Origin of the sequence: Amycolatopsis coloradensis (assembly GCF_001953865.1) — a bacterium.
In the GTDB taxonomy this organism is placed as follows: Bacteria; Actinomycetota; Actinomycetes; order Mycobacteriales; family Pseudonocardiaceae; genus Amycolatopsis; species Amycolatopsis coloradensis.
In genome coordinates this window covers 232088-255210 of the sequence record NZ_MQUQ01000018.1, presented here as the reverse complement: position 1 = coordinate 255210, position 23123 = coordinate 232088, and the positions used below count along the sequence as shown (strand labels likewise).

Annotated in this window: 27 protein-coding genes; 9 read left to right on the top strand and 18 right to left on the bottom strand. The window is 70.3% G+C overall.

The window, feature by feature from the left end:
• Window positions 1-45: 45 nt before the first annotated feature.
• The 5 genes from BS329_RS31770 to BS329_RS31755 all read right to left on the bottom strand — a co-directional run bounded on the left by BS329_RS31770 (window position 46) and on the right by BS329_RS31755 (window position 3204).
• Window positions 46-450: a hypothetical protein gene (locus tag BS329_RS31770; RefSeq protein ID WP_084750438.1), complete on the bottom strand. Its 405-nt coding sequence runs from the start codon at window positions 448-450 to the stop codon at window positions 46-48.
• 87 nt (window positions 451-537) lie between these two features.
• Entirely contained in the window at window positions 538-1638 is a 1101-nt protein-coding gene (locus BS329_RS31765) for a VanZ family protein (protein ID WP_076165384.1), read from the bottom strand.
• Window positions 1631-1936 carry a hypothetical protein gene (locus tag BS329_RS31760; RefSeq protein ID WP_076165382.1) on the bottom strand — a complete coding sequence of 102 codons (306 nt, stop codon included), beginning with the start codon at window positions 1934-1936 and terminating at the stop codon, window positions 1631-1633. The genes BS329_RS31765 and BS329_RS31760 overlap by 8 nt, the downstream gene beginning before the upstream one ends.
• A gap of 96 nt (window positions 1937-2032) precedes the next feature.
• Window positions 2033-2197, bottom strand: a complete 165-nt coding sequence (locus BS329_RS43545; protein ID WP_158075844.1) for a hypothetical protein — start codon at window positions 2195-2197, stop codon at window positions 2033-2035.
• Window positions 2198-2277: 80 nt separating this feature from the next.
• Window positions 2278-3204 carry a MurR/RpiR family transcriptional regulator gene (locus tag BS329_RS31755; RefSeq protein WP_076165380.1) on the bottom strand — a complete coding sequence of 309 codons (927 nt, stop codon included), beginning with the start codon at window positions 3202-3204 and terminating at the stop codon, window positions 2278-2280.
• 135 nt (window positions 3205-3339) lie between these two features.
• Here BS329_RS31755 and BS329_RS31750 point away from each other — a divergent pair, with 135 nt between their 5' ends.
• Genes BS329_RS31750 through BS329_RS31740 form a run of 3 tightly spaced genes read left to right on the top strand, consistent with a single transcriptional unit; the run spans window position 3340 to window position 6376 of the window.
• A complete protein-coding gene (locus tag BS329_RS31750) occupies window positions 3340-4731 on the top strand; it encodes an MFS transporter (RefSeq protein WP_076165378.1) in 1392 nt (463 codons plus the stop codon).
• Window positions 4728-5165 (top strand): GAF domain-containing protein, encoded by a 438-nt coding sequence (locus BS329_RS31745; RefSeq protein WP_076165376.1) that lies wholly within the window; start codon window positions 4728-4730, stop codon window positions 5163-5165. Before BS329_RS31750 ends, BS329_RS31745 begins: the two co-directional genes overlap by 4 nt.
• A complete protein-coding gene (locus BS329_RS31740; protein WP_076165375.1) occupies window positions 5162-6376 on the top strand; it encodes a metal-dependent hydrolase family protein in 1215 nt (404 codons plus the stop codon). The genes BS329_RS31745 and BS329_RS31740 overlap by 4 nt, the downstream gene beginning before the upstream one ends.
• Before the next feature lie 47 nt (window positions 6377-6423).
• Here BS329_RS31740 and BS329_RS31735 read toward each other — a convergent pair whose 3' ends face one another.
• The 6 genes from BS329_RS31735 to BS329_RS31710 form a co-directional block, all read right to left on the bottom strand.
• On the bottom strand, window positions 6424-7425 hold the full coding sequence (locus tag BS329_RS31735) for a proline racemase family protein (RefSeq protein WP_076165373.1): 1002 nt from the start codon (window positions 7423-7425) through the stop codon (window positions 6424-6426).
• Window positions 7426-8337 (bottom strand): dihydrodipicolinate synthase family protein, encoded by a 912-nt coding sequence (locus tag BS329_RS31730; protein WP_076165372.1) that lies wholly within the window; start codon window positions 8335-8337, stop codon window positions 7426-7428. It lies immediately after the preceding gene.
• Window positions 8334-9695, bottom strand: a complete 1362-nt coding sequence (locus BS329_RS31725; RefSeq protein WP_076165370.1) for an FAD/NAD(P)-dependent oxidoreductase — start codon at window positions 9693-9695, stop codon at window positions 8334-8336. Before BS329_RS31725 ends, BS329_RS31730 begins: the two co-directional genes overlap by 4 nt.
• Window positions 9692-10000, bottom strand: coding sequence for a (2Fe-2S)-binding protein (locus tag BS329_RS31720; RefSeq protein WP_076165368.1), 309 nt, complete (start codon window positions 9998-10000; stop codon window positions 9692-9694). Before BS329_RS31720 ends, BS329_RS31725 begins: the two co-directional genes overlap by 4 nt.
• Window positions 9997-11169: an NAD(P)/FAD-dependent oxidoreductase gene (locus BS329_RS31715; protein WP_076165366.1), complete on the bottom strand. Its 1173-nt coding sequence runs from the start codon at window positions 11167-11169 to the stop codon at window positions 9997-9999. Before BS329_RS31715 ends, BS329_RS31720 begins: the two co-directional genes overlap by 4 nt.
• Before the next feature lie 78 nt (window positions 11170-11247).
• Window positions 11248-11847: a helix-turn-helix domain-containing protein gene (locus BS329_RS31710; protein WP_076165420.1), complete on the bottom strand. Its 600-nt coding sequence runs from the start codon at window positions 11845-11847 to the stop codon at window positions 11248-11250.
• 123 nt (window positions 11848-11970) lie between these two features.
• Between BS329_RS31710 and BS329_RS31705 the strand changes: the two genes are divergently transcribed.
• The 3 genes from BS329_RS31705 (at window position 11971) to BS329_RS31695 (ending at window position 13228) form a co-directional block, all read left to right on the top strand.
• Entirely contained in the window at window positions 11971-12189 is a 219-nt protein-coding gene (locus BS329_RS31705; protein ID WP_244197374.1) for a hypothetical protein, read from the top strand.
• Window positions 12190-12309: 120 nt separating this feature from the next.
• Window positions 12310-12519, top strand: coding sequence for a hypothetical protein (locus tag BS329_RS31700; RefSeq protein ID WP_076165363.1), 210 nt, complete (start codon window positions 12310-12312; stop codon window positions 12517-12519).
• A 268-nt stretch (window positions 12520-12787) separates the two neighbouring features.
• Window positions 12788-13228 (top strand): STAS domain-containing protein, encoded by a 441-nt coding sequence (locus tag BS329_RS31695; protein WP_076165361.1) that lies wholly within the window; start codon window positions 12788-12790, stop codon window positions 13226-13228.
• Between the two features lie 6 nt (window positions 13229-13234).
• On the opposite strand, the gene BS329_RS31690 is transcribed toward BS329_RS31695, so the two are convergent.
• On the bottom strand, window positions 13235-13585 hold the full coding sequence (locus tag BS329_RS31690; RefSeq protein ID WP_076165360.1) for an STAS domain-containing protein: 351 nt from the start codon (window positions 13583-13585) through the stop codon (window positions 13235-13237).
• Between the two features lie 153 nt (window positions 13586-13738).
• On the opposite strand from BS329_RS31690, the gene BS329_RS31685 reads away from it, so the two are divergent.
• A complete protein-coding gene (locus BS329_RS31685; protein WP_076165357.1) occupies window positions 13739-14152 on the top strand; it encodes an ATP-binding protein in 414 nt (137 codons plus the stop codon).
• A 49-nt stretch (window positions 14153-14201) separates the two neighbouring features.
• Here the strand turns inward: BS329_RS31685 and BS329_RS31680 are convergent, their stop codons facing one another.
• From BS329_RS31680 to BS329_RS31670, 3 genes are all read right to left on the bottom strand, one after another.
• Window positions 14202-14780, bottom strand: coding sequence for a dihydrofolate reductase family protein (locus BS329_RS31680; protein ID WP_076165355.1), 579 nt, complete (start codon window positions 14778-14780; stop codon window positions 14202-14204).
• Between the two features lie 99 nt (window positions 14781-14879).
• On the bottom strand, window positions 14880-15551 hold the full coding sequence (locus BS329_RS31675; RefSeq protein ID WP_076165353.1) for a response regulator transcription factor: 672 nt from the start codon (window positions 15549-15551) through the stop codon (window positions 14880-14882).
• A complete protein-coding gene (locus tag BS329_RS31670; protein WP_076165351.1) occupies window positions 15552-16736 on the bottom strand; it encodes a sensor histidine kinase in 1185 nt (394 codons plus the stop codon). It lies immediately after the preceding gene.
• Window positions 16737-16915: 179 nt separating this feature from the next.
• Between BS329_RS31670 and BS329_RS44825 the strand changes: the two genes are divergently transcribed.
• Window positions 16916-17326 (top strand): hypothetical protein, encoded by a 411-nt coding sequence (locus tag BS329_RS44825; RefSeq protein ID WP_244197373.1) that lies wholly within the window; start codon window positions 16916-16918, stop codon window positions 17324-17326.
• Window positions 17289-19547, top strand: a complete 2259-nt coding sequence (locus BS329_RS31660; protein WP_244197372.1) for a LuxR C-terminal-related transcriptional regulator — start codon at window positions 17289-17291, stop codon at window positions 19545-19547. The genes BS329_RS44825 and BS329_RS31660 overlap by 38 nt, the downstream gene beginning before the upstream one ends.
• A 9-nt stretch (window positions 19548-19556) precedes the next feature.
• Here the strand turns inward: BS329_RS31660 and BS329_RS31655 are convergent, their stop codons facing one another.
• The 3 genes from BS329_RS31655 to ilvD all read right to left on the bottom strand — a co-directional run bounded on the left by BS329_RS31655 (window position 19557) and on the right by ilvD (window position 23108).
• Window positions 19557-20696, bottom strand: coding sequence for a helix-turn-helix domain-containing protein (locus tag BS329_RS31655; RefSeq protein WP_076165348.1), 1140 nt, complete (start codon window positions 20694-20696; stop codon window positions 19557-19559).
• 410 nt (window positions 20697-21106) lie between these two features.
• Complete coding sequence (locus BS329_RS44000; RefSeq protein ID WP_167480040.1) at window positions 21107-21286, bottom strand: hypothetical protein; 180 nt, start codon at window positions 21284-21286, stop codon at window positions 21107-21109.
• A 142-nt stretch (window positions 21287-21428) separates the two neighbouring features.
• On the bottom strand, window positions 21429-23108 hold the full coding sequence (gene ilvD / locus BS329_RS31650) for a dihydroxy-acid dehydratase (RefSeq protein WP_076165346.1): 1680 nt from the start codon (window positions 23106-23108) through the stop codon (window positions 21429-21431).
• Between the last annotated feature and the right edge of the window lie 15 nt (window positions 23109-23123).

The following is a 23123-nucleotide window of genomic DNA, read 5'->3' as shown; positions in this document are numbered from 1 at the left end:
GCGTGAAGGCCCGCTTCCCTCGGCTGAGCCGAGGGAAGCGGGCCTTCACGCGCCTGCGGCGAACGCCGCGCGGCCGTCCAGGAATTCGGTGACGCTTTCGGCCAGACCGCGAGCCTCGTGCACCAGCGCCTCGATTTCGGCCCACCGGCGATGGACGCGTTCCGGATCCACCACCAGGACACCGGAAACCATGCCCAGGTAGAGGTTCGCGTCCGCGCAGACCTCCGCCAGCCGCAGGAACGGACGGTGGTCGGTCTCGGTCCCCGTCCCGTGCGCGGCCGCCCATTCGCGGGCCCGCATTCCGGCGCCGTGGCAAGCGTCGACGAGGAAGGACCGGATCTCCTCGGCGCGGGTTTCCGGGCGCCCGGGCGGTTTCCCCATCAGCGGGAAGATCTTCCAGGCCACCGAGAGCAGGCAGTCGGCCACGTCATCCATCGACTCCACGTCCACCGCGAGGAGTGTGCCGGGCCGTCCCCCGCGGCACGCGGATCGACTCGCGTGAGCGACCTGAACAACCCGATCGGGTGTGGCGAGGCCTCAGGCGACCGTGGCGGCACCGGCAGGCACTTCGACCGCCCGCGCGTCCACCACTTCGAGTCCGGCGATCAGACCGGACAGTCCTTTGTGGCCCTGTGGCCGGATCGCGAGGATCCCGCTGGCGAAGAACAACAGGTTCGCCAGCGGTTCGAATCCGCCGTTGACCGCGGAAGCCAGGGTGAGGAGCGTGAAATAGCCGCCGGAACCGGCGAGGAACCGCACGATCATCCGCCACAGGGCGGGTTTCCCGCCGTCCGGCCCGGCGGGGCGCAGCAACACGATCCGCTGACCGAAGCTGGCGCCGTTGCCCGCGACGGGGATGACGAACAGCAGGAGCACCGCGGGGAACAGTGTGCTGATCAGCGCCAGGACCACGGTGTTCGGCTCGCCCGCCGGCAAGGTCGTCACCATCCCGGCGGTCGTGCCGAGCAGGACGACCGAGACGAGGTCGATGGCCATCCCGAGCAGACGGCGGCGTGCGGTGACCGGACGCGGTGTGCCCGGCGGCGCGGACGGCTCGTCGCCCGGCAGCAGCCGCAGCAAGGGGGCGAGCCCGAAACCGACGGCGGCGCCGAGGGTGTTGGTCAGCAGGTCGTCGACGTCGGCGAGCCGGTACGGGCATTCGAACAGGAACCAGACCCCGGTGAACTGGGTGCACTCGATGAACAGTGAAACCACGAAACCGATGGCGACGGTGGCCACGAAACCGCGGCGGAAGAGGTGCCGCGCGAACATCCCCAGCGGCACGAACAAGGCGACGTTGAAGATCGCCTGCCGGACCGCGGGATTGCGGAGGAACGACCGCGGCCCGGTCCCGGTCTGTTCGCGGCGGATGTCGGCGATGAACTGGAACGGGCGCAATTGCAGGTGACTCGACGCGTGTTCGGCGCACCACGCCGCCGTGGTCTGCGGGATGGGGAGCAGCGTGTACGTCCAGAGCGACATGGCGTAGACCAGGAAACCGAACACCAGCAGGACCCGCCAGAGCCCGAGTTCGCCACGGCGCCGGTAGCTCGCCGCGATGTACGGGACGGCCAGAACGCCCGCGAGCAAGAAACCCGCGAACACCGCGATGATCGCGGAGACGGTCGGATCAGTCACTCGCGGAAGCTAGCAACGCTCGCTCAGGCGCACCCGTCACACCACCTGGCCGGGTGATGCCGTCGGTGGAGGCGAGGGCTCGCTGATGCGCGAGCGCGGCGATGGCGAAGGTCAGATGGACGACGACCCAGTTGCGGTCTTCCCCGTGGACCCGTTGCAACAGGTCGAGTGTGGCGTCGCCGGGGCTGCGGCCCTGACGGCAGGCGTCGATGAACGCCTGGGTCAGTTCGTCGACGTTCTCACGGAACTCCGCGAAGGCGTCGGCGGGCTGGGCGCTGGAGCAGAAATCCACGGTCACGTCACTCAGCGTTCCATAGTGCGACACAAAGTTACGAGTCGACGGTTCCGGAACCACTCACCTGAGGTAATCCCACGCGATTCTCTGTGCTCTGCGTCACGCCGAAACGAGGTTGGCGGGCATCCGGCGCTCCCGTTCGGCCGCCTTCGCCCGGCGGGTGACCGGGAAGCGTTGGTCGAGCTCGACCAGCAGCGGGGTCACCGCCATCAGCGCGAGCAGAGCGAATCCGGCGTAAGCCCCGAAGGTAGCGATGATCGTCATTTCGGCCTCCTCGATCCCCGTACCGCCTGTTTCGGCGGCCTGGAACCAGGATCACCTCTCGGCGGCGTGCGGCGGATCGGTCATCCGGCGGGCGTGCCTCGACCGGTCGGCCTTTTCGGCACCGGCCGATCGGCCGACCCCGGACGGCGATGCAGCAGATCGAACCGCGACCACATGGCTTCGGCCGCCTCGATCGATTCGCCGGTGCGGGCGGGGTCGACGGCGGCGAGTTGCGCGACGATCGCCTGCACCAGGCTCATGCCCGCGGTCAGCGACGGGAAGAAGGTGACGCCTTCGGCAGGCACCATCAGCACCTGCTCGACGGCACCCGCCAGCGCGGGACTGGCCGCGTCGGTGATGGCGAAGGCGCGCGCTCCCCTGGCCTTCGCCTCGTTCGCGGCGAGGACGGTGCTTTCGTACAGCCGCCAGAAACTGATCGCGATCAGCACGTCCTCGCCGGTGAGTTTCGCCGTGGCGTTGGCGAGTTCGGCGTCGCCTGCGGTGATCGCGTGGACGTCGTAACCGGCGAGCCGGGCGTTGTGCGCGAAGGCGATCCCGACGGCGGCGTAGCTGCCATCGGCGATGACGAGGGTGCGGCGCGCGGCGGCGACGGCGTGCGCGACGTCGCGGATCTCGTCCTCGGCGAACCGCCGGTTGAGCAGGGCGAGACCGTCGAGGTCGCGGCGCAGTGACGCCGACCCCGGCGAATCGACGTCCCGGTGTTCCTCGGCGACCTGCGGCGCGCTCAGTGACGACATGTACCGCGCCCGCAGTTCCTGTTGCAGCGCGGGCCAGCCCGCGAACCCCAGCGCCTGCGCGGTCCTGGTGACGGTGGCGACGTTGACCCCGGCGAGCTGGGCGAGCTCGGCCGTCGAGCCGAACGAAGCCCGGCGCGGTTGGGAGACCAGTACTTCGAGCACGGCGGCGGACTTGGGCCGCAAGCCTCGTTCCGGCGTCCGATCCCGGAGCCACACCTCGAAACCATCGTCGATTCCCGTCTCCGTCACGCATACCCTCCCTCGACCGCGTCACGGTAACGCATCGTGCCCGTCGAACCACTTGCAACAACCATTGCAGTTTTGCAGAAACGCAGTATACGTTGTCCGCACTCCTCGTCGCCCGAACCACGGAAGGCGTTCCCCATGACGCTTCTGGCACGACTGGACCGGCTCCCCCTGAGCCGTCCCCACTATCTGCTCCTGCTCATCGGCGGTCTCGGCTACACCTTCGACGGCATGGACTCCGCCGTGGTCGCCTTCCTCCTGCCGAGCGCGAAAGCGGCCTGGGGCCTCGACAACGGACAGCTCGGGCTGATCGGTTCGGCGACGCCGTTCGGCTTCCTCTTCGGCGCGATCGCCGCCGGCCTGCTGGGTGACCGCATCGGCCGCAAGAAGGTCATGATGTACGCACTGGCCTTCTACGCGGTGTTCTCGGTGCTCGCCGCCTTCTCCCCCAACTACGAGATCTTCCTGGGCGCCCGGGTGCTGGCCGGGGCGGGCGCGGGCGCGGAAAGCGCGATCATCGCGCCGTTCCTGTCGGAATTCGTCCCGGCCAAACGGCGCGGCTGGTTCGTCGGCGCGCTCGCCGGGTTCTTCTCGTTCGGGTTCGTCATGGCCGCGCTGATCGGCCGGTTCGTCGTCCCGACGGTGCCGGAAGGCTGGCGGGTCGCCCAGCTGATCACCGCGTTGCCGATCGTCATGCTGCTGTGGTGGCGCCGGTCGCTGCCGGAATCACCGAGGTTCCTGGTCGCGAACGGGCGGCACGCCGAGGCGGAGAAGATCGTCGCGAAACTGGAACGCGACGTCGAAAAGGCGACCGGACAACCACTTCCGCCCGTCGCCGAGACCGACGTCAAGCCCGCGACGGAGACGCCCAAGGTCAACCTCCTCAGCGCGCTGAAGTTCCTGTGGAGCCCGGCGATGGCCCGCCGCACCGCGGTGATCTGGACCGTCTGGTTCGTGATCACGTTCTCCTACTACGGTTTCTTCTCCTGGATCCCGACACTGCTCGTCGAGCGCGGGATCACGGTGACCAAGAGCTTCGAGTTCTCGATCATCATCTACCTGGCGCAGATCCCCGGGTACTTCTCCGCCGCCTGGCTCTCCGAACGGCTCGACCGCAAGCACACCATCGCGTTGTACCTCGCGGGATCGGCGGTGAGCGCGTTCTGGCTGAGCCAGATGGACGCGCCGTGGTCGATCACCCTCGCCGGGGCGGTCCTGTCGTTTTTCCTCAACGGCACCTACGCCGGCGTGTACTCCTACACCCCCGAGGTGTTCCCGACCTGGATCCGCGCCAGCGGGACCGGGCTGTCCAGCGCGTTCGGCAGGCTCGGCAGCATCCTGGCCCCGACGATCATCGGCCTGTCCGCCGCGAGCCTCGGGTTCGCCGGCGTCTTCGGCCTGACCACCGCCGTCCTGGCGGCCGGGGTGGTGGTCGTGGTCGTGTTCGGCCTCTCCACCGCCGGCCGCTCGCTGGAAGAACTGACCGAACACGGCGCGCCCGTGACCACCGCGAAGGAGATGAAGAAGTGACCGTGTCACTGTCCACTGTGGAGGACAAGACCCGCGCCACGATCGGCGTACGGCTGTTCACCGTGCTGGCGTGGGTACCCGAACGGCGGGCGCTGTGGCGCGTGCACAGCAGCCATCCGGCGGAATATCCGGTCGGCGGCGAGAAGACCGTCGAGGTGGCCGCGGGCTGGCTGGACCAGTGCGTCACGGGACAGGAGCCCTACTTCGGGCCGGACAGCGCGGCGGTGCGGGAGATCTTCGCCGACCACGAACTCATCGACCGGCTCGGCTGCGGCGCGGTGATCAACGTGCCGGTGGTGGACGACGGCCGCACCCTCGGCGTCCTCAACATCCTCGACGCCGAAGGCAGCTACGACGGCGATTCCGTCATGGCGGCCCGTTCTCTGGCACCGTTGGCGGTCCCGGCCCTGCGCGAACTCCTGGAGACCCGATGAACGGATCACTGCTTCTCCGCAACGCCCGGCTGCTCGACCCGGTCAAAGGCGAGTACACCGAGGGGGACCTCCGGTGTGCCGACGGCCGGATCGTCGAGACCGGCACGGGTCTCACCGCAGACGAGGTGCGGACCGAGGATCTGCGCGGCGCGTACGTGCTGCCCGGCCTCGTCGACGCGCACGTCCACGTGACGGCGTCGACCGCGGATCTGGGGTCGCTCCCCGCGTCGTCCCCGTCCTACGTGACCGCGCACAGCGCCCGCACCATGAGCCGGATGCTGGACCGGGGCTTCACCACGGTCCGGGACGCCTCTGGTGCCGACTACGGCCTCGCCGACGCGCAGGCCGAGGGGCTGTTCCGCGGCCCGCGTCTGCTGTTCTGCGGACGCGCGCTGAGCCAGACCGGCGGACACGGCGACAGCCGCACCCGAGGCGCCAACGCCAGCGAAGACCACCCGTGCTGCGCGGGTCTCGGCCGGGTCGCCGACGGTGTCGACGCCGTCCGCGCGGCCGCGCGCGACGAACTGCGCAAGGGGGCGCACCACATCAAGGTGATGGCCTCCGGTGGCGTCGCCTCCCCCACCGACCGCATCGACTCGACGCAGTACTCCGCCGAGGAGCTGCGCGCGATCGTCGAGGAGGCGGAGTCGGCCAACCGCTACGTGGCCGCGCACGCGTACACCGCCCGTGCGGTGAACCGCGCGTTGGAGCTGGGTGTCCGATCGATCGAGCACGGCAACCTGATCGACGACCTCAGTGTCGAGCTGTTCCTCCGGCACGACGCGTACCTCGTGCCCACTTTGGTCACGTACTGGGCGCTGAAGGAGGAAGGGCGCGAGCACGGGCTGCCGGAATCGAGCTGGCGCAAGGTCGACGACGTCCTCGGCGCGGGTATGGCCGCGCTGGAACGGGCCACCCGCGGTGGGGTGAAACTGGTGTACGGCAGCGATCTCCTCGGCGGGATGCACCGGCACCAGAACCACGAATTCCGGCTGCGCGGCGAGGTCCAGTCCGCGCTCGAGGTGATCCGCTCCGCGACGTCGACGGCGGCGGACCTGCTGAACCTGACCGGCGAGATCGGCACCCTGGCGCCCGGCGCGCACGCGGACCTGGTCGTCGTGGACCGGGACCCGCTGGCGGACATCGGCGTCCTGGCCGAGCCGAAAGCGTTCCGGCACGTCGTCCAGGGCGGGACCGTGGTCTCCGCCTGACGCGTTTCGTCCTCTAGTTGCGGTAGTTGCGCGCGCAAGTACCGCAACTAGAGGACGAAACCCGCGGGGAACGGGTCGTCCGGATCGAGCAGGTAGGTGGCGTTCCCGGTGATCCAGGCGCGTCCGGAGAACTCCGGCACCACGGCGGGGACACCACCGACGGTGGTCTCCTCGACCAGCTCGCCGGTGAACGTGGTGCCGATGAACGAACTGTTCTCGAACGGCGTGTGCAGCGGCAGCTCACCGCGGGCGTGCAGTTGCGCCATCCTGGCCGAGGTGCCGGTGCCACAGGGCGACCGGTCGAACCAGCCGGGATGGATGGCCATGGCGTTCCGCGACGCACGGGCGTCCGACCCCGGGGCGAGGAACTGGACGTGCTTGCAGCCGCCGATCAGCGGGTCGGCCGGATGCTTCGGCGGGCGCTGGTCGTTGATCGCCGCCATGATGTCCAGCCCCGCGGCGAGGATCCGGTCCTTCTCCGCGCGGTCGAACGGGATGTCCACTTGGGACAGTTCGAGGATGGCGTAGAAGTTGCCGCCGTAGGCCAGGTCGTAGCGCACTTCCCCGAAGCCCGGCACGTCGACGACGGCGTCCCGGTCGGCGAGGAACGAGGCCACGTTGCGCAGTTTGACCCGTTCCGCGCGGCCGTCCCGGACGTCGACCTCGGCGTGCACCAGTCCGGCCGGGGTGTCCAGGCGCACCACGGTCTTCGGTTCGGTCACCTCCACCATGCCGGTCTCCACCAGCACCGTCGCGACCCCGATCGTGCCGTGCCCGCACATCGGCAGGCAGCCGGACACCTCGATGTACACCACGCCCCAGTCGGCGTCCGGCCGGGACGGCGGCTGCAGGATCGCCCCGCTCATCGCGGAATGACCGCGCGGCTCGTTCACCAGGAACCGCCGCAGGTGATCCAGGTGCTCCATGAAGTACCGGCGTCGTTCGGCCATGGTGGCGCCGGGGATGACACCGACCCCGCCGGTCACCACCCTGGTCGGCATGCCCTCGGTATGCGAGTCGACGGCGGTGATCGACCGGATCGAGCGCATCTACTCCACCCCCAGCGAGGCGAGCGCGCGACGCAGGTCGGCGGTGACCTGTGCGCGGTGGGTGTCCGTCAACGGCCCGCGCGGCGGACGGCACGGCCCGCCGTAGCGGCCGACGAGGTCCATCCCGAGCTTGATCGCCTGGACGAACTCCGTCCGCGAGTCCCAGCGGAACGCGGCCACCAGTGGTTCGTACAGCGCCCTGGCCTCCTCCAGCTTCCCTGCACTGGCCAGTTCGAACAGGCGGGCCGACTCGGCGGGGAACACGTTGGGGAAACCGGCGAACCAGCCTGTCGCGCCCATCAGCAGGCTCTCCAGCACGACGTCGTCGGCGCCGCTGATCACGTCCAGTCCCGGCGCCTGTTCACGGATCTCCAGCACCCGCCGGACGTCACCGGAGAACTCCTTGACCGCCACCACGTTGTCGATCGCCGCGATCTCGGCCAGCAGAGCCGGGGTGAGGTCGACCTTGGTGTCAATGGGGTTGTTGTAGACCATCACCGGCAGCCCGACCGACGCCACCGCCTCGAAATGGGCGAGCACCTCGCCGCGGTTGGCGCGGTACATCGTCGGCGGCAGGCACAGCAGGCCGTGTGCGCCGTCCTCGGCCGCGATTTCGGCCCAGTGCCTGGCCTGGTGCGACCCGGGACCGTGCACGCCGACGACGACGATCCCGTCCTTGCCGACGGTTTCGATCGCGGTGCGGGCGACGCGGCGGCGTTCATCGTCGGTGAGCGAGGAGTACTCGCCGAGGGAGCCGTTCGGGCCGACGCCCCGGCAGCCGTTGTCGACCAGCCACCGGCAGTGCGCGGCGTAGGCCTCGTAATCCACGGCGAGCCCGGCGGGCGCCGACGCGTCCGCCCGGTACGGGAGCGCGGTCGCGACGACGACGCCACCGAGGTCGGGGGTGCTCATGTGGAGGTCTCCTTCGATTCGGCGAGTTCGCCCAGCCGAATCGGCTGGGCGATCGGGCGGTGGTGCCGTTCGGTGCCACCGGCGAGTTCGGACACGGTGGGACCGCACATCCGGCCCTGGCACGGGCCGAGTCCGGCCCGGGTGCCGAGTTTCAGCGCGTGCGAGCCCGGGCAGGCCGGATCGCCTGCCGCGCGGGTGAGTTCGCCGTACGTGGTTTCCTCGCAACGGCAGACGATCGTGTCTTCGGCCAGCCAGCCGCGCCAGGCCGCGCCGATCGGGTGCGCGGCGGCGAGTCGTCCGGCGAAGGCCCGCGCCCGGTCGCGTTCGCGGATCAGTGCTCGGCCAGGATCTCCTCCGGCAGCGACGCAGCCTGCCACCGCGCCTTCGGCCGCGGCGGTGACCGCGCCGCCGATACCGGTGATCTCGCCCGCGGCGAAGACATCGTCCACCGTGGTCCGTTGCTCGTCGTCGACTCGCACGAAACCGCCGTCGAGGTCGCAGCCCGCCGCGACGGCGAGTTCGGGCTGCGGGACGAAACCGTGTCCGACGCAGACCGCGTCGACCTCGTACGTCCGCTCGGTGCCGGGAACGATCGACCAGTCGGCCCGGACCCCGGCGGTGACGACCTCGCGAACCCGGGCCGCCCCGCGCGCCTCGATCACGACCCTGCCGAACCGGTACGGGACCCGATGGCGGGCCAAGGTCACGGCGTACCGGGCCAGCTCGGCCGATTTGCCGGCGTGTGCGGCCAGCTCCCACGGCCGCGCCGACCATCCTTTTCGGACGGTCGCGAACGGGTTCGCCTCCAGTACGGCGACCACCTCCGCTCCGACGCCCAGCAGCGATTCCGCGACCGGCAACAGGAACGGCCCGGCCCCGGCGACGAGGACCCGGCCGCCGATCGCGACCCGCTCCCCCTTCGCCAGCGCCTGCGCCGCGCCCGCGGTGTACACGCCGGGAAGTTCCCAGCCGGGGAAGGGCAGGGTGCGGTCGTGCGCGCCGGTCGCCAGTACCAGCGCGTCCGGCTCGAAGGACGAGCGCCGCCGTCCGCTGCCGTCGGCCTGCCCTCGCAGCACGTGCACCTGGTTTTCCGCCCGGTCGAGAGCCCAGACGGTGGATTGGAGCCACCACGCGCACCGTGGATGGTCCAGCAGGCGACGGCGCCGGGCGAACCGCGCCCAGCCGTGGTGGAGCCGCTCCGGGTTCCGCGCCGCGTAGGCCTCGGGCAGCGTCCGGTGGTACTGCCCGCCGGGGGCCTCGGCCTGATCCAGCACGGTGACCCTGGCACCCGCCCGCAGTGCGTGCTCGGCCGCCGCGAGCCCGGCGGGACCGGCGCCGACGATCACCACGTGCTTCATCCGCCGTCCTCCCGGGACTGGGTCCTGATCTCGTCGCCGTCGGCGGCCGGACGTCGGCACGCGCGGACGTCCGGCACGTCGTTGACGGTGAGCACGCAGTCGAAACACGCGCCGATACCGCAGAACACGCCACGCGGCGCGCCGGAACGCGTGGTGCGCCAGGAACTCCGGCCCGCGGCGAGCAGCACACCCGCCACGCTCTGCCCCGCGATCCCGGTCAGGGGTTCGCCGTCGACGCTGATCCGGATCGGCCGGTCGGTGCGGCCCACCGGATCCTTGCCCCGGGGAAACAATCGCCCGCTCATGCGGCCTCCTCCGCCACTACCGCCGGACGGTCCACAGTGAACTCCGCGACCGGCATCGCGGGCTCCGCACCGGTGAGCAGTTCGCGCAGCAACCGCGCGGTGCCGATGCTCAGCCCGATGCCCGCGCCTTCATGTCCGGTGGCGTGCCAGAGATTTCCCAGCCGCGGATCCTCGCCGAGTACCGGGAGGTGATCGTCGACGTAAGGCCGGAAACCGCCGTAGGCCCGCATGATCGCGGCATCGGCCAGCGCCGGGAAAAGCCGCAGTGCCTTGACCGCGATGGCGCTCAGCACCTCCGGCCGGATCGTGTCGTCGAAGCCGGCCCGGCGCCGTGACGAGCCGATCAGCACGGTGCCGCCCCAGGTCGATTCGACGACGGCGGAAGTCCGCAGGTCCCCCGAATCCGCCCCGACAGCGCCGACGTAATCGGCGTCGTAGACCTTGTGCCGGACGACACCCGGCATCGGCGTGGTCACCAGCACTTCGCCACGGCGGGGCCGGACCGCGATCGGGGCGCCGAGGAGCGCCGACACCTGCCCGGCCCACGGTCCCGCGGCGTTGACGACGACGTCCGCCTCGATCACCTCGCCGGGCACGCGGACACCGGTGATCCGTCCTTTTCGGACAGACACGCCGACGACCTCGGTGCCGCACCGGAGCCGGGCGCCGTGGCGGAGCGCGGAACCGAGCAGGGCCAGCGCCGCACCCGCGGGCTGCACCTGGGCGTCTTCCGGGTAGTGGAACGCGGCGGTCACCTCGCGGGTCAGCGCGGGCTCGGTGTCAGCGAGTTCCTTGGGAGACAACGATTCCGTGCGAACCCCTGGTTGGGACGCGGCGAACGCGGTGAGAGCGCGGGCCCCGTCATCGGTGGTGGCGACCACGATGCCGCCCTTGGGGTCGTACTCGATCGCCGCAGCGGCACGCGGGTCCTCGTCGGCGATTTCGGCGACCACCTGCGGCCACAGTCGAAGCGAAAGCTTCGCGAGTTCGAGTTCCGCGCCCGGGCCCTTGTCGGAGACGAGGATGTTCCCCTCGCCGTGCGACGTGGTGCCCCCGGCGGGGCGGCCGCGATCCACGACGACGACGTCGAAGCCCGCCCGGCTCAGCTCACGGGCACACGCGGCGCCGACGATACCCGCGCCGAGTACCGCCACACGCGTTCGGTTCATCGACCCTCCCGCGTTCGGTAAAGCGAACGATTTGAGCGTAGGTTCCGCCTTGGAGGGGTGTCAATACCTCGGGCGCCGTCAGCCCTTCAACACCGGATGCGGCCTGCCGTCGAGCCGTTCGTCGGCGCGGTACTGCAACAGCAGGACCGAGTGCACCGGCCCCTCCGGAGCGGTGTAGCAATGCGGCTCGCGGGCGTCGAAGGCGACGTAGTCCCCCGGGCCGACTTCGACGGTCCGTCCGGCCACCTCGACCCGCAGCGAACCGGACTGCACCACGGTGTGCTCGATCCCGACGTGCCCTCGCGAACGCTGCGGCGCGTCACCGCGCACCACTTGGTCGTACACCTCGAAGACGCCGTCACCGGTCTCGATCCGGCGCAGCGGCCGGAGATCGACGCCCTCGCCGCTGAGCACTTCGACGTCGGCGCCGCGAACCACGGTGAGCGCGCCACCCGCGCGATGGTCGAGCAGGTCGGAGATCGCCACCTCCAGCACCCTGGACAGGCTGAACACGGTTTCGATGGTCGGATTGCCACCGCCGGACTCCAGCTGCGACAGTGTCGCCTTGCCGATGCCCGACCGGCGGGACAGCTCCGACAGCGAGATCCCCCTCGCCGCCCTGGCCGCGCGCAGGTTGACCGCCAGCATGTCCCGGATCGAGGGCGTCTCGTCCTCCACCGCCACTCCCCTGTCGTTCGTCAAACCGTACGACCGGAGGGCGAATCGTTCGCTTTGCCGATCGAGTTCGCGGACATCATGACACGCCTCCCGACGGAGCTTGGACCGCGCCGGGTTCACCCCATGATCCGCTTCGAATGTCCCGGCGGCGGCGGACGGCATCTGCTCAAGGACGATCCCATGCGGATGCGGCCCGTGCCGGCGTGGCGCAAGAAACGACTCACGTGGGACCAGGCGGAAAACGTCTATCGCGCGGCGATGACGTCGATACCGTTCCGGACCTGGTGGGAGCACCGGCGCGGTTCCCGGTCCGGGGTGGGCTGGCGGACTTCTTCCGGGTGACCGGTTCCTGAGGGTCACCACGGATTTGGCGCCAGGAAGCGGCCGTTTTCGAACACCTTGTAACCACATCCCGCCTCGCCGCGATTGACCCGGTGACCGGGGGAACGGAGACGGGAGACGATGACGCAACGGCTGTGGCTGGGACTGGCGGTCGTCTACACGTGCACCGCCGTGATCCAGCTCTATCTTCTCGCCAGCACCGGCGCCGTCTGGGCCGGGACACTCACCGCGGCCGGCTTCGTGGCGGCACTCCTGTGCGCCACCGCCGCCTGGAAGGCCGCGAAACGAGAACGGGACGACACAAGGGAAGTCGACTCGCGCCGCCTTTAGCCTCCGAGGATCCTCTCGGTTCAGCCACCCGTGTGACCATGCGCAAGTGTGAATCATGCGTCGTTCCGTCCTGTGGTGTTGCCAGACGCGAGGAGCGGCGTACGGTGACAGGTACGTGAGGTTGAGTCCACCAGCCCGCGCGAACGACCCGCATGTCCGCGACCCCGATTCTTTTCACAGGGCGACGCGGCGGCGAGTTGACTTGCGCAGCCGTTGTGCAGGCTTACCCGTTGTCCGTCTCGTCCCGGCTATCCGGGAGACCAGCACCATGACCGACCGAATCCCGTCCCTGCGTGGCAGCCGCGACGGCCCCGTCCTTCATGCCACCGTGCCGCGGCCGCGTTTGTCGGCAGACAACCTGCTGGAAGTCAGGCGGACCCGATGGAGTGAAGATCTGCTCATCGTCTCCGCGGCCGGCGAAATCGACCTCGCCACCGCCGGCAGACTCGAACACGCCCTCCGGGGTGACCCTCCCGCCATCACGGTCCTCGATCTCAGCGAGGTCACCTTCCTCGGCGTCGCCGGGTTGCGGGTCATCGAATCCGCCGCCGCCCGCGCTCACGCCGAACACCGGACGGTCGGGGTCGTCGCGAGCACCCGGCCGGTGCTGAGGCTGCTGCACCTGTTCGGTATCGACGTCCACATCCCCGTGTACCGGCACCTGGCCAACGCGCTCCACGAGGTACCGGACGTCTCGCCCCGCCCCTGAGGGCGGTCAGGCCCCGGCGAGCGGCAGCAAGGTGGAGAGGCCCGTCTTCAGCACCAGCCGCCGGATCGTCGGCGACGGCAGGAAACTCAGGTCGACGCCATGGGTGGTGCACCGGTCGTTGATCCTGACCAGGGTCGCCAAACCGGTGGAATCGCAGAACTCCACGCCTTCAAGGTCGACGACGAGCCGGCCGGGCACCGGTTCCAGTGCCTCCTCGAAGGTCTCCTTGAGGTCTTCGGACGTCGTCAGGTCGATTTCCCCCGCCACCGCGATGACGACCTGGGCGCCATCGGGCCTGGCGATCGTCACCGAGAACGGAACCTCCCGGATGTCGCCGTCTCCGCTCGTCACCGTCATACTCCCTCACGATCGGCACACCGAGAGTCCCGAAGATATCCGATGACGGCACCCGTGCGCGCGGCACTCGCACCTCGATTCCCCCGGTGCCTTAGCCTGGTCAGTGGATCCGGCGGTCGTGGGCCGCGGCGGACGAGGAGGAGAAGCTCCGTGATGCCGATCGACGAGCCGGTGCGTGACAGCACTGACGAGCTGGTCCTTGAAGTCGCCGCCGTCGCCGCGCAGGCAGCCGCGTTGCGGGGCGTCCTGGCGGACTGGGCCCTCGAACGAGGCCTTCCCCGGGAACTGGCCGAGGATCTCAAACTCACCGCCTACGAAGCGATGACCAACGTCGTCAAGCACGCCTATCCGGACGGCACCGACGACAACGTCATGACGGTCACCGCCGCCTTAGTCGACGGCCACGTCGAAATCACCGTCGCCGACGAAGGCCGCTGGCGCGACGGCCGCCGCCCCGACGGCGGACGCGGCCTGCCGATCATCCGCGCTTTCGCGCCGGAGGCCTCCGTGACGAGCACGCCCACCGGGACCGTCGTCCGGCTTTCCTGGCCCTGCCCCGCCGCCTGACTCCGATCACAGCGGGTCGCCCCCGGCTGCCCGGCGGAGTGACGGGCGACTAAGAACGCGTGACGTCGTAGACCAGCTTCTGGACGCCGTTGCCGTAGGCTTCGCTCTCGACGAGCTTGAGGTTCTGCTTGTCCTTGTCGGTGTCGCTGAAAAGTTTCTTGCCCGCGCCGAGCAGGACCGGGAACAGCAGCAGGTGGTAGCGGTCGATCAGACCGGCGTCGGAGAGGTTCCGGTTCAGCTCCGCGCTGCCGTGCAGGATGATCGGCCCGCCGTCGGTCTTCTTGAGCTCGGCGACGTCGTCCAGCGAACGCAGGATCGTGATCTCGCCCCAGTTGCCGACGAGGTCTTCGTCCCGCAAGGTGGTCGAAACGACGTACTTCGGCATCGCGTTGTAGCCGGCGAACTCCACGGTCATGTCCGGCCACACCGGCGAGAACGCCTCGTAGCTGACCCGGCCCATCATCATCGCCGTGGCCTCGCCCTGCTCGCGGCCCTTGAGCTCGTAGGCCGCTTCGTCGAACTCGATGCCGTCGAAGGTCCAGCCGGAGTTGCGGTAGCCCGGCTCCCCGCCGGGCCCTTCCACGACGCCGTCGAGCGAGACGAACGCGGTGGCGATCAGGGTGCGCATCTGGTTTCTCCTTGGTCGTTCCGAACTGCTTTCGACATCGCGTCGACCGGGGACCGCCGGATTCGACAGCTCGCCGGAAAAATTTCCGCGATTCGCTGATCAGCCCTCGGCGTCGCGGACCAGCAGGGCGATCTGGACCCGGTTCTCGGCACCGAGTTTGGCGAGCATGCTGCTGGTGTGGGCCTTCACCGTCGCGACGGTGATGCTCAGCCTCCGCGCGACGTCGGTGTTGGACAGCCCCTCGGCGATGGCGTCCGCGGTCTCGCGTTCGCGGTCGGTCAGCGTGGCCAGCAGATCACGCGCCGTGTCGCGGGACGTCCGGCGCGCGTCGGACGAGTGCGGCCCGGTGGCCGCGGCGATCAGCCGGGCCGTGGCGGCGGGCGAGAGCGCGGGTTCCCCGGCGGCGACCGTCCGCACGGCGGCCAGGATCCGCGGCGGCGGGGTGTCCTTGAGGACGAAGCCGAGGGCGCCGACGCGCAGCGCGCCCAGCACCATCTCGTCCGTGTCGAACGTGGTGAGCACCAGTACCCGCGGCGGCTCCGGAAGCCTCAGGATCTCCTCGGTCGCGCTGAGCCCGTCACGCCCCGGCATCCGGACGTCCATCAGGACGACGTCGGGCCGCTGCTCCCCCACCACGGTGACCGCGGTGTCGCCGTCGGCCGCCTCGCCGACCACGACGAGATCGGGCTCGCCGTCGACGATGAGCCGCAACGCCATCCGCACCAGGTGTTCGTCGTCGACGAGCACGACCCGTATCCGCTCGTTGTCCATTCACTCGCTCCCTTCGCGGACCGGCCACGGCAGGCGCGCGGCGAGGACGAACCCGCCGCCGGGAGCCGGGTGGTGGTCCAGTTCGCCGCCGGCCAGCGCGACCCGCTCGGCGAGGCCGAGCAGGCCGAAGCCCGACGCGGGCGGGCCCGCGATCCTCCGCGACGCACCGGAATCCCGGACCGTCGCCCGCACACCGGCACCCGCCTCGCCTTCGACGGTGACCGCCACCCGGGCCCCCGGCGCGTGCTTGCCCGCGTTGGTCAGCCCTTCCTGCACGATCCGGTAGACGGTCCTCGCGATCGCGTCGGGCGGCTCGCCCGCCGTCGTGGCCGCCAAGCTGACGTCCAATCCCAGCGCTCGCGCGTTCGCGACGAGCGCGGGCAGGTCGGCGAGCGAAGGCTGCGGCGGTTCCAGGTCGTCCGGGCTCGCCCGCAGCACGCCGAGGACGTCCCGCAGCTCCTCCAGCGCCTGGTGGGAACCGTCGGCGATCCCGCGGGCCAGTTCCGCGACCTGGTCGGCGGGCAGGTCCGGGCGGTGTCCCAGCACTCCGGCCTGCATGGCGACCAAAGAGACCCGGTGCGCGAGGACGTCGTGCATCTCGCGGGCGATCCGGTGCCGCTCCAGGATCCGTGCCTCTCCCGCGCGGGCGGCCTGCTCCCGTTCCGCGCTTTCGACCTGTTCCCGCAGGGAGCGCACCTCTTCCCGGCGGGCGCCGACCGCGGCCCCCACGGCCACCACGATGCCCACCATCAGGATGGGGAAGCTGAGCAGCAGCCACAACGGTTCCGGCACCTCGCGCCGGGGGTAGAGGTCGGCGGTGAGCAGCGAGGTGAGCACACTCAGCACCGCCGCGACCGCCGTTTCCGCCGGCCGGCGGCGGGTGGCCAGCGAGCAGAGGGCCAGTATCGCGGCACCACCGGCCAGCACCGACGCGGTCGAGGCGACGATGACCCCGATCGCGATCACGACCGGGAAACGGCGGCGCCACAGCAGCGCGACCAGGCAGACGAGCGCCACCAACGGGTCGCCGATGATCATCCACTGGACCCTTGGCCCGCCCACGCCCGGTGGCACCTGGGCCGCGGTGAGCATCCACAGCACCACTCCCAGCGCGGCCGCCGCCAGCAGCCGCCAGGCCTGCTGCCACGGCCGGAGAGGCGGAAAAGCGCCGACGTCGGTGATCACCGGCCCATCATGGTCGACCCGCCCGCGGCGCCGCAGCCGGACACGGGACGATCCCGGCCCCGACCTCGGTCGCGGCCGGGGCCGACTTTGGTCGAATGCCACGCGCGACGCGACGCCGATGTGCTCGCCGCCGGACCGGGCGATGCTGGACCCCACTCGCGAAACAGGAGGTAGGGAGCATGACCAAGGGCGGCTATCTGGGGTTGCAGATTCTCGGGATGGTGGCGGTCGCCGTCTTCGCGCAGGCCGCCATCCGGAGTCTCTTCGACCATTCCGCGACCCAGTTGTGGGGAACGTTCGACTGGGTACCCGGTGACTGGGGCGGCAGGGTGATCGTGTTCCTGCTGCTCGTGGCCGCCGGGACCGTGCTGGCGGGCTGGGCGCACGACCGTGGCAAGCAAGTGTCCCGCTGGCGGAACGCCGGTCCGCTAGGATCCCCAGCCGGGCGATTTCCGTCTACTTCGGACGGAGGCGCGGGACCGGTCGAGCGCGGGAGAGTGCATGGCGGACGGAGTTGGCTCGCTTTCGGGGTGGTCTGCCGAACCCGCCGAAGTGACCAGCTACGTAGGCCGTGGCGCCGAGACCGGTGAGGCACGGCGCCTGCTGGAAGCCTCGTCACTGGTCACGCTGACCGGACCTGGCGGGGTGGGCAAGACCAGGCTGGCGTGGCGGATCGCGACGGCCCACCGCGAGGCGACCGCCGACGAGGTCGCGTTCGTCTCGCTGGCCGAACTGCGGGAACCCGCGCTGCTGGTGCCGACGGTGGCGAACGTCCTTGGCTTCGGCGACCGTTCGGCGAAACCGGCCATCGAGGTCGTCGTCGAAGCGCTTCGGGCGAGCCGGTTGCTGCTGGTACTGGACAACTGCGAACACCTCGTGGACAGCTGCGCCTGGTTCGCCGACACCGTGGCCAGGGAGTGTCCCCAGGTCACCGTGCTGGCCACGAGCAGGCAGTCCCTCGGGGTGGCCGGCGAGCGGATCCTGCCGGTGCCGCCGCTGGCGGTGCCGGAACAGGGCGACTCCTTCGAACACGCGGTGAACTACGAGTCGGTGCGGCTGTTCGTGGACCGCGCGACCGCGGTCGCGCCGTCGTTCCGCCTCACCGAGGAGGACACCGAACCGCTGATCCGGCTGTGCCGCCGTCTCGACGGCCTCCCGCTGGCCATCGAGCTGGCCGCGGTCCGCGCGCGGGTGTTGTCCCTGCGTCAGCTGGCCGACCGGCTCGACCGGCAGTTCTCCGTCCTCACGAAGGACCGGCGCGGGCGGCCCGAGCGGCACGAGACCATGCGGGCCCTGATCGACTGGAGCCACGACCTGTGCACCGGCCCGGAACGGCTCCTGTGGGCACGCACGTCGGTGTTCTCCGGCAGTTTCGACCTCGACGCCGCCGAACAGGTCTGTTCCGGCGGCGAACTGCCCCGCGAACGCGTCCTCGAAGTCGTCGACGGGTTGCTCGACAAGTCCATCCTGCTGCGCGAGGAGTACCCGGGCGGGGTGCGGTACCGCATGCTGGAATCGGTGCGCGAGTACGGCGTCGACAGGCTCAGCGAAGCGGGCGAGACGTCCGTCTTCCGCAAGCGGCATCGCGATTGGTTCGCCGAACTCGCCGGCCGCTACGCCACCGAATGGCTGGAGACCGATCAGCTCGGTTGGATCGGCCGGTTGCGGCGCGAGCACGCGAACCTGCGCGTCGCACTCGACTACTGCACCGGCAGCCGGGAGGACGCCGTCGTCGGCCTGCGGATGTTGCGTGACGTCAAGGAGTTCTGGATCGTCCGCGGGCTGAACACCGAAGGCCGGATGTGGGTCCGGCGGCTCGACGAGGTCGCGGCACCGGGTGTCCCGGAGCGGGCGCACGGGCTGTGGCTTTCCGGTTTCCTGGCGCTGGTGCAGGGAGACATGCCCGCCCACCGGTGCATGCTGGACCGGGCGGCCGCCGAAGCCGAGGCGAGCGGCGACGAACTCGCCGCCGCCTACGTGCTCCACGTCCGTGCCTACGCCGCGCTGATCGGCAACGACATGTCCGAGGCGTCACGGCTTTTCGGTACGGCCATCGACCTGTTCCGCGTCCACGGCGACGAAGGCGCGGGCCTCTGGGCGAGTTACAACCACGGGCTGGCCGTCTGGCTCGACGGCGACATCGACCGCGGCAGACAGGTGCTCGCCGACTCCGTCGAACGCTGCGAGCGACGGGGTGAGGTGTTCTGGCGGGGCTGGGCACTGTGGTCGCGCGCCGCCGCCGAGTACCTCCAAGGTGATCTCTCCGTGGCGAGCCGCTGCTGCGAACAGATCCTGCGTCTGCACGCCAGGGTGGACGACCGCGTGGTCGTCGGGTTCACCCTCACCGTCCTGGCAGGCTGCGCGGCCCGCACCGGACGTCCCAACCGGGCCGCGATCCTCCAGGGCGCCTCGATGAACGTCTGGCGCACGGTGGGCGCCTGGCCGACGCGGTACGAGGCGTTCACCGAACCACTGCGGGCCGACACCGACGCCGTGACCGCGGCGCTGGGCTGGGAGGTCGCGATCAAGGAGTTCACCGACGGCGCCGCGATGCCCACCGCCGACGCCATCGCGTACGCCCTCGAAGAGCGGCCCCCCGAGCCCCCGAAACAGACGGCGCAAGTGCTCACCAAACGCGAGAACGAGATCGCGCGGGTCGTCGCCGAGGGCCTCACGAACCAGGAGATCGCCGACCGGCTCGGCATCGCCCGCCGCACGGTGGACACCCATATCGACCACATCCTGACCAAACTCGGCTACGCCAACCGCGTCCAGGTCGCCACCTGGGTCACCCGCTCCGCGGAGTCCTGACCGCCGGACTCAGGCCGCCCTGATCGGCGTGACAGGCCGGGCTGGTTCGGCGGTGTGCGTGTCGGCACGCAAGGCGATACGCAGGTCGAGCCGCTCCTGGGGGTCGTCGAGGCGGGCGCCGAACAACACGCGGAGGCGACGCAGGCGGTTGCGGACCGTCTGCGGGTGCACGCCGAGGTTTTCCGCGATCTCGGGTGCCCCGCCGCGGGCGGCGAGCATCGCGTCGAGGGTTTCGGCGAGTTTGGTGCGCTCGTTCGGCGGCAGCTCGGCGATCGGTGCCAGGCTGCGCGTGACGAGCGCGGAGGTGAGCACTTCGTCGGCGAACAGCCAGTGCGTGGTCAGGTGGTCCGACCACCGCACGAGCGGCCCGTCTTCGATCACCTCGCGTCGCACCAGCTCCAACGTCCGCCGTGCCCATCGCAAGGACACCGCGGCTTCGGCAGGCGCGACCGCGGGCCCGACAGCCGCCCTCGTTCCCGCCAGTACGCCACCGATCTCGATGTCGTCGGGAACGAGCAGGTGCGGATACTCGCCGGTGAGGTCGGCCAGCACCTCCGGACCGAACGCCGTACGGACCGCGCCCGGCTCCGCGGCGACGGCGACCACCCGCGCGGGCGGCACCCAGCCCGCCTCGGCCGCGAGCCCGGCCCACTTCCGGCCGCTCAAAAGCTCCCTGAGGAGATCGCGGCGCAACTCGGCCACCGAAGGCGTGTGCGCGACGCGGTAGGCGGTGGTGGAAAGCCGGATCAGGACGTCGGCGCAGCGGAGCAGGGCCTCCACCCCGGTGTCCATCAAGCCCGGCCCGGCCCCGTGCTGCCGCGACAGCGAGGCCAGGACGGGCAGAGCGCACCGGCCCGCCGAGTGGTAGGCGCGGGAGAGCCGGTCCAGTTCCTTGCCCGCGGCGTATTCGGCGACCCCGATCTCCCGGAAGGCGTCCGCGCCGGCGGCGATCCCCAGCGCGGAGGCCATTCCGTCGTGCTCCAGGATCGAGGCGACGAACTCCGTGGCACGCGCGTCGAACAGGGGCGCGTGCTCGGGAAGGGAATGCCGGACGCCGTCGACGACGGCACGGGCGAGCACGAGCGCGGCGGAGCGGGTCGGGGCCGGGCGGGCCGCGGCTGGGCGGGCTGGGGCGTGGGACGCGGTCATCGTCGACCTCCGGGGCAGCGGGAATCGTCGGGTCGCCGAGTCTGCTACCGCGGAGTAACGGGCGCATCGGGTGAATTACGTACTCACGCCTCTAGGCCGTACGGATCACCCGTTCGTGGCATCTGCCGAACCGATGCCGCGGTCCGTGAAGGACGCGCTTGAAAGCCACTCCATCGTCACGGGGACATACCGGTTGCGGAGCCCCCGAGCGGGGACGATTTCGGACGTTCACCGTCCGCAATCTTCCCCGCTCGACCCTTACGGGCACCAGCGCTGTCACATCCGGTTACCCAGAGCAACGCTGACCAGCAGCTCTGCGACTTTGCCGGGACCGTGGCGCTGTGTACAGGAAGGGGTCCTTCACGTACTGGGGGCGAGCTTGGGCCCAGTGACCCCAGGTGTCTTCGCCTTCAGGACAGCTCGGCAGCGGTAGCATCGCCTTGGCGAGTTCGCCGTTGAACGACGAGTCCCGGATCCCCAGCTGAGCTGCCGAAGTCGTGCTTGTCGCGCAGTCCTGGCGGGTAGCTGTCCCAGCCGATCAGCGGCGGGTACTGCCACTGCTTCTTGTCCCGGCGCGAGAGTGCCGTCACGGTCGATCGCCGACGTCGGATGGCAACCGTCGCCGTGGCGGTGCCGGTCACGAGAAGCAGGACGGCGAGTGTGCCAAGGAGGACCCGTGGTGCTCCGTCGCATGCGCGTATTCGTTCACCACGGGACCCTCCTTGGTCGGGCCTACTCGCAAACGGCTCCGTGCGCGGCGCTCCGGACGACCTTGGCGTACTTGCCGAGCACCCCGCGCGTGTACGCCGGAGGCTTGGGCGTCCAGCCTTCCCGGCGTGTCTCGATGTCGTCGATCTCGACTTCGAGTGTCCGGTTCGCGACGTCGAGCATGATCGGGTCACCGTCGCGCACGAACGCGATCGGCCCGGCGTCGACGGCTTCCGGCGCGATGTGGCCGACACAGAGGCCGGTCGTGCCGCCGCTGAACCGGCCGTCGGTGATGAGCAGGACGTCCTTCCCGAGTCCCGCGCCCTTGATCGCGCCGGTGATCGCGAGCATCTCGCGCATCCCCGGCCCGCCCTTGGGACCTTCGTACCGGATGACGACGACGTCCCCGGCGACGATCCGGCCTTCCGCGAGCGCGTCGAGCGCGGCTCGTTCGCCGTCGAACACCCGCGCGGTGCCGGTGAACGTCGATTCGTCGAAGCCCGCCGACTTCACGACCGCGCCTTCCGGCGCCAGCGATCCCTTGAGGATGGTCAGCCCGCCGGTCTTGTGGATCGGGCGGTCGAGCGGGCGGATAATCTCGCCGTCGACGCCGTCGGGGGCGATGCCCTCGAGGTTCTCGGCCATCGTCTTGCCGGTCACGGTGAGCACGTCTCCGTGCATCAGCCCGGCGTCGAGCAGCGCCTTCATCACCACGGGGATACCGCCGACCTTGTCGACGTCGTTCATCACGTACTTCCCGAACGGCTTGAGGTCGCCGAGGTGCGGGACCTTGTCGCCGATGCGGTTGAAGTCGTCGATGCGCAGATCGACCTCCGCCTCGCGCGCGATCGCGAGCAGGTGCAGGACGGCGTTGGTCGAACCGCCCAGCGCCATCACGACGGCGATGGCGTTCTCGAACGCCTCCATGGTCATGATCTGCCGCGCGGTGATGCCCTGCCGGAGCATGCCGACGACGGCCTCCCCCGACCGATGGGCGAATCCGTCACGGCGCCGGTCGACGGCGGGCGGCGCGGCCGATCCGGGCAGCGACATGCCGAGTGCCTCGGCGACCGACGCCATCGTGTTCGCGGTGTACATGCCACCGCAGGCGCCCTCGCCGGGACAGATCGCACGCTCGATCCGGTCCACTTCGGCACGGGTGATCTTGCCGGCCAGACAGGCACCGACGGCCTCGAAGGCGTCGATGATCGTGACGTCCCGGCCGTCGACCTGACCGGGCATGATCGAGCCCGCGTAAAGGAAAACGGAGGCGAGATCGAGTCGCGCGGCGGCCATCAGCATGCCCGGCAACGACTTGTCACAGCCAGCCAGCAGCACGGAGCCGTCCAGCCGCTCGGCCATCATCACCGTCTCGACGGAGTCGGCGATCACCTCCCGTGACACCAGCGAGAAATGCATCCCCTCGTGGCCCATGGAAATGCCGTCGGACACCGAGATCGTGCCGAACTCGAGCGGATAGCCCCCGCCCGCGTGCACGCCGTTCTTGACCGCCTTCGCCAGCCTGTCCAGCGACAGGTTGCACGGGGTGATCTCGTTCCACGAGGACGCCACGCCGATCTGCGGTTTGGCGAAGTCGTCGTCGCCCATCCCGACCGCGCGGAGCATCCCGCGGGCGGCCGCACGCTCCAGGCCGTCGGTCACGTCGCGTGAACGAGGCTTCAAATCGGGCTGGTCTTCCGGCATCGGGACACCTTTCTT